The following is an 8,073-nucleotide window of genomic DNA, read 5'->3' on the forward strand; positions in this document are numbered from 1 at the left end:
GGGTTTGCTCACGCCCTTGGATGGCTTTGTACAGGACGACGCGGAGGTGGATCTGGAGGACATCTTTCCCGAAGGATTAGAAGAGTTCACCTATGAGGGTGTACTTTACGGGATTCCCTATGAATACCATCTTGTTCTTCGGGCCCAGATCGTTTCCCACAAAGGCCTCGCCCCGGGCAACGGAGAACCGCGGCGGCAGATCCCCCTGCACCCCTTCCGAAGCAATGGAGAGGGCCCGAATCTTCAACGCCCGTTCATCATAGGCCAAGAACTTCAACAACCGATAGGCTTCCTCCGGATACTGGGTTTGGGTACTAATACCCAAAGCCCGGCTCACAAATTCGTAGCCTCGACCGTTGCCCGGCCCCTCACCTAAGGGTGGCAGGGTGATGTCCCACTGGAAGTTGGCATTGGCAAAAGAGTAGGCACCCCACAGACCACTGACCACCATGGGCACCGTCTCCGAAAGAAACAAGCTGGTATACCAACCCGAGGGAGGCATCAGCTCCAGACTGGCCAGGCTCGCAAAGGCTTCATAGCCGGCGATGGAGGCTGGGGAGTCGATGAGGGTATCGGTAGGGTTACGCCAGTCGTCCACCAGGGCCCCACCCCAGCTGTGCACGAAGTTAAGGGGATGGTAGGCATGAAAGCCCCAGCGGGTGATCTCGTTGCCATCCATGTGTCGCAGTTTGCCCGCGTATTTTATGAAATCTTCCCAGGGCCATTCCGCCGGCGGCGGGGCAAGGCCAGATTCGTTGATGATATCAAGGTTGTAAAAGAGGGCGGCCACCATGTGGTGATGTTAAACGTGGTTAACGATGTCTACCGTATGCCCCGGCACCCCGAGGCCCAGCGGATCTTTAGCCTGGCTAACGAAGTGGGCTGGCGTGGTTTTCAAGGAGAGTCGGTGACCAACGCGGCTATCAGTGTGGCTGAACAGATCCGGGCCATCCTAGCCCAGTGAGGAGTGTAGCTCCGCCGGCCTGCCCGGCGGAGCTTGGAACAACAGATGCGCGAAAGGAGAATGATGTTGCAAAGAGACTATAGGTTTGTGGCTGGTTTTCTACTGCTATGCTTAGTCTTGGTTCCACCGGTGTTCGCCGGCATTCTACCGGAACCCCTTCTTCACTACGAGGTGAATCAGAGCTTCGCGGGTCGCACCAGTTTTATCGATATTACCGACGATGTGGACAAGGTGATTGGACTTTCCGAAGCCTCGATCTTGGCCCGTTTTCGTACCTCCAAGACCGGTGTCTTTACTTTCTTTAGTGCTTCCAATGACCGGTATCCCGACGGAGAAGTCGCCTTTACGATGGTGAACGGCCAGCTGATGTGTCACGTGCGGGATACCGAGGGAAAAGTGAAACAGGTATACACCGCTCCGGGCAACTACAGTGACGGCCAGTGGCATACGGCGGTACTGACCCTAGGACCTGCGGGAACCAAGGTTTACGTGGATGGAAGGGTTATTGCCGAAGGCTCCACGCCGGTATCTTTCAACACTGTATCCGGCCTCAACTCCATGAGTATCGGGCGTAATGTGGATGATAAGGGGGAGCCGGGTGAATGGCACTATGAAGGGGACATCGATCTAGTGCAAGTCTATGCCAGGGAGCTTTCCCAAGAGGAAGTGATTCAACTGAGTCTGCCCACCATCAAGGATGGGAGAGAAGTCCCCTTGCCCGAGGGAGTGGTGAAAACAGAACCGGTGAAGGTGTTTTATCCGGGACTTGATGGTTCTCGGGCTTACCGGATTCCATCTCTTATTACCACCAAGAACGGCACCCTGATTGCGGGGATCGACAAACGGGTAAGCCACTCTGCGGATAGTCCCAACAATATTGATGCGGCCATCCGTCGAAGTACCGATAATGGTGAGACCTGGGAGGACATCCAGGTTTTGCTCGATTACCCCGGGGAAGGCAGCGACGGTGCCTCGGTGATCGATATGTCTTTGCTTCAAGATCAGGAGACGGGTACCATCTGGCTGTTGATCTGCCATTTCCCGGCGGGTTACGGTTTTGGCCAGGCAGAGCCGGGGGTAGGCTTTGATGAGCGCGGATACAAGCTCCTCTACGACCTTTCCGGAAATGTATACACCCTGCGGGAAAATGGCGAAGTCTATGACAGCGCCGAGGAAAAGACAGACATGGTGGTGGACGCGGCGGGTAATGTCTACCGTAGCGGAGAGTTATATGGAAATATCTACCTTAAGGATTCTCCCCTCAAGGAACAGGGCACGGCCTTTTTGCAGATTATTTACAGCAACGACGATGGGCTCACCTGGTCCAAACCCCGGGACCTTAACCCAGAAGTGAAGGAACCATGGATGCGGTTCATTGGGACCGGTCCTGGCCGGGGGATTCAGTTGACCAAGGGCGAGCACAAGGGGCGGTTGGTCTTTCCCATCTACTACACCAATTCCCATGGCATGCAGTCCAGTGCAGTCATTTACAGCGATGATCATGGAGTCACCTGGAAACGGGGTGAGTCGCCCAACGATGGACGTGTGTGGGTGGATGGCAAAACTGTCTTTTATTCTGAAACCCTCACCAACAGCCTAGCCCAGCTGACCGAGGCCCAGGTGGTGGAACTGGCTAACGGCGACTTGACGATGTTCATGCGCAACCCCGCACTGCCCCGGGTGGCGGTGGCTGTTAGCAAAGACGGCGGGCAAACCTGGGAGCCAAACGTGGAATTTGATCGGGTATTACTGGAACCCTATTGTCAGCTAACGGTGATTAACTATCCAGATCTGGGGGACGGTAAGGACCGGTTGATCTTCGCTAACCCCGCCAGTGAAACCGCCCGCGTAAATGGGGTAGTGCGCCTCAGTGAAGACGGCGGTGAGACCTGGCCCTATTCCAAAGTGATCACCCCCGATGGCTATGCCTATTCCTGTCTGACGGTGTTACCCAATGGTGAGATCGGCCTTCTTTACGAAGACAACGTCTATGTTGACGGATCTGGCTGTACAATTTGGTTCACCCGGTTCAATCTGGAATGGCTGAAATACGAACCGCAGGTGGTGGAAGACGGTCCTGCCAGGATTCGCGATATTGCGGTGGTCGGTGATTCCTTTGTTCCAGGGCGGTCTGTGGAACTTCGCCTGGCCTTCACTAAACCGGTCTTCGTAATTGGTACACCGGAACTGGCTGTCCAAAGCGCAGGCCTGCCGCAATCCAGTGCCGCCTACGTTACTGGCTCAGGTACGGACACTTTGCTCTTCCGGTACACCATCCCCGCGGAAGCTATGGGAACACTGGAAGTGGTAGGTGTGGAACTCAAGGGGGGCAGCATCACTGCCGCCGATGGCAAGCAGGCGCAAGTGGATCTAATCTCAAAGGTGCTGGGAGACCTCAACCCATAGGGTCAAAGATCAGGAGGGGAGCCTTTTCCCCTCCTGTAATATCCCTTCTAGTTCTGTTCTCTTGGGACATTCGCTGAACCGAAGGGAGAACCGGTGAACCAATTATAGCAGGGTTAGGCTTATACTCGGTCACCAGTATGGACAAGGCTGTGGGAAACTTTGAACCTCAGGGTAAGTCTTGCGAATGAAAAGCCCCAGGTAGTCTTTGCACCTATTCCAGCACCACCGCACTAGCGAAGGAATGGGACTTCCCATGTTTGTGGGGAAGAGGGGAGTCTTTTACGGTTTTCCGCACAGCAAAGGGGTTGCCCTTCAAATTAGAGACATCTTGGAGGGGTTGCGTTGCAGCCATGCGTACTGGTCCTATACAAGGTGGGAAATGGAAAAGGTTCGCCCCTTTTCCAGTATCCCTAGGGGCTATCCTTTGGCGGTAGTGGTGGATTTGAGGGATTGTTTTGACGATGCTGACAGCGAGTCTTTCCAATGGGCAGAATACTCTTTTTCTTCAGGTCCCCCGCTGAATAGTGCCAAGCCTTTGGTCCAGGTGTTCCCTGAGTAGGAACGCTGTGGTTTAGCTCTCTGAACGGGCCTTTCTTGACAGGGTTTTTACCGCATGTTACGCTAGGTTTAGTGAAAATCGGGACGTAAACAAGATGGTCACAATGTGAATAAAACCGTGAACTTGAGGTTTGTGCAGATCAATATGCGGTGGGTCCTAAGAACCCCTCGCTTGGAAAAAGAAGCGGGTACTATCGGTTGGATCAAGATGGTTTAGATCCTTGAGATGTCGCTTCAGGGTCTTCGGCAAGGACTGGGCATGGAGATTGCCCATGGGAAGAAAAGCAATCAAGGAGGGAGACCATGAGGTACGGCAGGTTTGGTCTATGGGTATTGGCCTTCGGGCTCTGCATTGGTAGCCTCTTCGGGGCCGTGGTGTGGGCCCAAAAGACCAGTGAGGAGTATGTCGTAACGATGGTGTTGGATCAACGGGGGATACTAGCTAGGGATCGGGAAACCAAACTTTTCGGTGGGCCGAGCCGCTACTTGCCCACCGGGGTCTACAAGCTTCCCGATAAACCGCTTGTGATCACCGTGGGACCTACGGACCAAAGGACGATGCCCCAGGTGGTGATCTCTGACCCGATCTTGGCCCACTATCTTGATGGCAATAAAGAAGGCATTCCCCTGAAGGAGGGGAGAAACGTCATCCCCTTGTCCCAGGGTGGAGTGGTGCATCTCATCAACGAAAGTGACCCAACCGAGCAACCACCGGTGGTTACCATCGAGGGAGGAGTACCCTTCACCTATTTTGTCCTGGGGGAACACACCCTGGAAGACTGGCACCAGATGCTGGAAAGATACAAGGAGGTTCCAGCCATTGAACTGGTGGGAAAGCGGGTCCTTATTACCGCCAGTTACGATACCGCCAAAGACATAGATGACCCGGTACTGCTCCTGCAGTACATTGACGAAGCCATCGACGTCCAAAACCGGGTTTCCGGTCTAGATGAGAATGACCCGGATCCCAGGCACAGGCCCAGTCAGTATCGCCAGCACATGCGGGAGAACAACTCACCTGGAACCTACATGTACATGTTCTACAACCACACCGGCTACAACTCCCAGGCGATGAAGACGATTCTCAATACCCAACAGTTTACCCAAAACGGTTGGGGTCCCTGGCATGAATTTGGTCATACCTATCAGCAGAACCCGTGGAAGTGGAATGGGGTAGGGGAAGTGACGGTGAATATATACTCCCTCAATGTCCAGACCCACTTCGGCAACAGGACGCGGCTAGAACAGGAACGATATTATGATCGGGCCTTTGCGTACTTCACCCAGCCGGAACGAGATTACACCCAATTGGATGATCTGTTCTTGAAGTTGGTGATGTTCTGGCAGCTGCAACTGGCGTTCGGTGAGGATTTCTATCCTACCTTACACCGGGTGTACCGGGAGATGCCCTGGTATCAGTTGCCCACCACAGACCATGATAAGATTCAGACCTTCATCGTAACCAGTTCTCACGTGGCCGGTTACAACCTAACACCCTTTTACGAAAGATGGGGGCTGTGGCCCACGGAGGCCACCAAAGAAAAGATCGCCCATCTGCCGGAGCTGACCCGCCCCATTTGGTTGCTTACCGATACCAACGCCGAGGAGATCATGGGAGCCTTAGGCTATTTGGCCGGTGTGACCCTTACCGATGTGACTCCTGTGGAACTGGACCTCCAGGAAATGGTGGTGGCACAGGTCCAGATTGCCGTGGATGGTGAAGAAATCTACGCAGGAACCGAGCTGCCCAAGGATCTGACCCTGATACCCGCGGAACTCACCCAGGGAAGACACCTGATCACCGCGGCCATCGTCGATGAGGCTGGCAAGGAGCACCATTACCAGGCGACCTTCTACGTGGAGCACTTTCACTTGGTGCAGCCCCGGCGCAAGGACCAGGGGGCCGAACGTCTCAATGGCCTGGTCGATGTGATCATTGAACCGGTGCTTCCTCCGAAGGATATCTTGGATGTGAACGTTGCGCTGCAGCGGGTTATTGCAGACTTGGATGGGGATGTACCTCCCCAGTCGGTGCACACCATCTTCGAAAAGGGCACCCTCCCCCTGTGCTTTTTGGTGAACACCTTGGATTTCGAAGATGGGGCCTATGACCTGATCGTCCGAGCCATCACCAGTGCCGGTGTGGCTTCGGAACATCGGGAACGGGTGGTGATCCACAACTGGGAGACCCTAGAGGATGCTATCCTGCCACCCCGACAGCTTTCCTGGTTTGGTGAATTGGAATCCCTGAAGACGGTGGACAAATCCTCAGGATGGGTCTATGCCCAAGGGGACAGGGAATTGTTCTTTGGTGACGAAGATCGTATCCGACGCAGTGGTGCTGAGGATGAATACTTGGCCTGGAAGCTACCGAATTTGTATCAGTTCCAGGTTACCTTGTATGCCACCGTACCCGGTGTGGACACGAGCGTCGTAATTCAGGTATCCGAAGATGCAGAGTCCTGGGAGGAGGTGGCCTACGAGAGCAAGGTCACCCCAGGTAAGCAGTGGCACCAATTGGATCTGGTGGGTACCGTACCCAAGAACGGACCGGTCCACTATCTTCGGGTTGTCCTTACCGGTGATGCTCTAAGGGAAGAAGAGCTGCAGTTAGGTCATGTTCGCCTGCTGGGTCTGGTGGATGAGGCCAATTTGGATCTTCTGTATGAACTAGAATAGAAGGGATGCCATCCCAGTACTGGGTCTTTTCCAGGCTGGGATGGCCTATTTATGTATGCTTTTCCTGGGTTCGGGGGGCAAACGGGAATGGTGCTTGGCAGGAATCATTAGGCCGTGTACTCACAGATCCGTGGTCTTACCGACCGGTGGACGTTCCTGGGTAAAGGTTCCCTATTACCTGCGGATCATTGCTTTGCGGTTCTTGACTGTACCCAGTGCGAGCAAATACCGAAGCTTACTGTAGGGGTTTCCTTGCGGGGAACCTCCTTGGCTAAAGGGGCAATAAAACCAAAGACTCTTTTGGAATCAGGGTATTGGTCCTACTTGTTTATCGGGGGCTTCGGAAGCCCTTTTGGGTTTCTTGCTTCCAAGGGGCGAGTTTCCCGCCCGGTGACAACACTGGTTAACTCTTCAACGCGCAGTAATCTGTGTTTCTTTACAGATGCGAGGCTTAATTTGCAGGAATCAGGGGAGGTACTTGGCGAATTTGCAGATCAAGTGACAGTGCGGTTTTGGGAATTCCCGGTAGCACTGTGAAATCCAGACAAGGGTGGGCTAATGCGATGAGTTTTTTGAACAAGACCGTGGTGGTCACCGGTGCCGGGAGTGGAATTGGCAGAAGGATTGCATTGGTCTACGCAGAAGAGGGGGCAAATGTGGTTATTGCCGATATTAACCCAGCAGGAGGCGCTCAGACAGTCGCCATGATCAAAGAAAAAGGCGGAGAGGCACTGTTCGTGCAGACTGACGTTAGATCCCCATCAGAGATTATCCGGTTGATGGAAGCAGCCTACGAAACCTATGGCCGGATAGATATTCTGATCAACAATGCTGGTAAGTCAATCGCTAAGTCTCCCTATGAACTATCCGTGGAAGAATGGGACGACGTGATTAACACCAACCTAAGAAGCGTCTTTCTGGCGTCTCGGGAAGCAGCGAAATACATGCGGCGAAACCAGGAAGGTGGTTCCATTGTCAATATTGCCTCCACCCGGGCAATCATGTCTGAACCGAACTCCGAGGCCTATGCCGCCTCCAAAGGCGGTATTCTGGCCGTTACCCACGCCCTAGCTGCTTCCTTAGGTCGTGATGGGATCACCGTCAATGCCATCTCCCCAGGATGGATTGAGACAGGGGACTATGGAAAACTGAGAAGAATCGATCATGAACAGCACCTGTCTCGGCGTGTTGGAAAACCCGAGGATATTGCCCGGGCTTGCCTCTACTTGACGGCCAAAGAGAATGACTTTGTGACAGGCATTAATCTGGTCATAGACGGTGGTATGACAAGAAAAATGATATACGAGGACTAGCGGAGACACAAGTCCTCTCTTTGAGGTGGGGTCCATGTTACAATTTCGGACATGATGATAAGATAGAGTTATACGAGAGGAGAATATAATCATGTCCAAAATTCGCCAGCAATATGATGAAGACTTCAAGAAGAACGCTGTAAGACTAAGTTA

At 53.6% G+C, this 8,073-nt stretch carries 5 protein-coding genes; 4 read left to right on the forward strand and 1 reads right to left on the reverse strand.

All coding sequences use genetic code 11. The features are described 5' to 3' along the window. Nucleotides 1–76 precede the first annotated feature (76 nt). A complete protein-coding gene (locus tag GXX57_05280; GenBank protein ID HHV44061.1) occupies nt 77–793 on the reverse strand; it encodes an extracellular solute-binding protein in 717 nt (238 codons plus the stop codon). On the opposite strand from GXX57_05280, the gene GXX57_05285 reads away from it, so the two are divergent. The 4 genes from GXX57_05285 to GXX57_05300 all read left to right on the forward strand — a co-directional run bounded on the left by GXX57_05285 (nt 794) and on the right by GXX57_05300 (nt 7,920). Next, nucleotides 794–964 carry a hypothetical protein gene (locus tag GXX57_05285; GenBank protein HHV44062.1) on the forward strand — a complete coding sequence of 57 codons (171 nt, stop codon included), beginning with the start codon at nt 794–796 and terminating at the stop codon, nt 962–964. Nucleotides 965–1,030: 66 nt separating this feature from the next. After that, complete coding sequence (locus GXX57_05290; protein HHV44063.1) at nt 1,031–3,370, forward strand: exo-alpha-sialidase; 2,340 nt, start codon at nt 1,031–1,033, stop codon at nt 3,368–3,370. Between the two features lie 861 nt (nt 3,371–4,231). Then, nucleotides 4,232–6,607, forward strand: a complete 2,376-nt coding sequence (locus GXX57_05295; protein HHV44064.1) for a hypothetical protein — start codon at nt 4,232–4,234, stop codon at nt 6,605–6,607. Nucleotides 6,608–7,170: 563 nt separating this feature from the next. Beyond that, the gene (locus GXX57_05300; GenBank protein ID HHV44065.1) at nt 7,171–7,920 is read left to right on the forward strand and encodes a glucose 1-dehydrogenase; all 750 of its coding nucleotides are present in this window, start codon (nt 7,171–7,173) and stop codon (nt 7,918–7,920) included. The last annotated feature ends 153 nt before the right edge of the window (nt 7,921–8,073 follow it).

It is taken from the genome of Bacillota bacterium (genome assembly GCA_012839765.1).
In the GTDB taxonomy this organism is placed as follows: Bacteria; Bacillota; Limnochordia; order DUMW01; family DUMW01; genus DUMW01.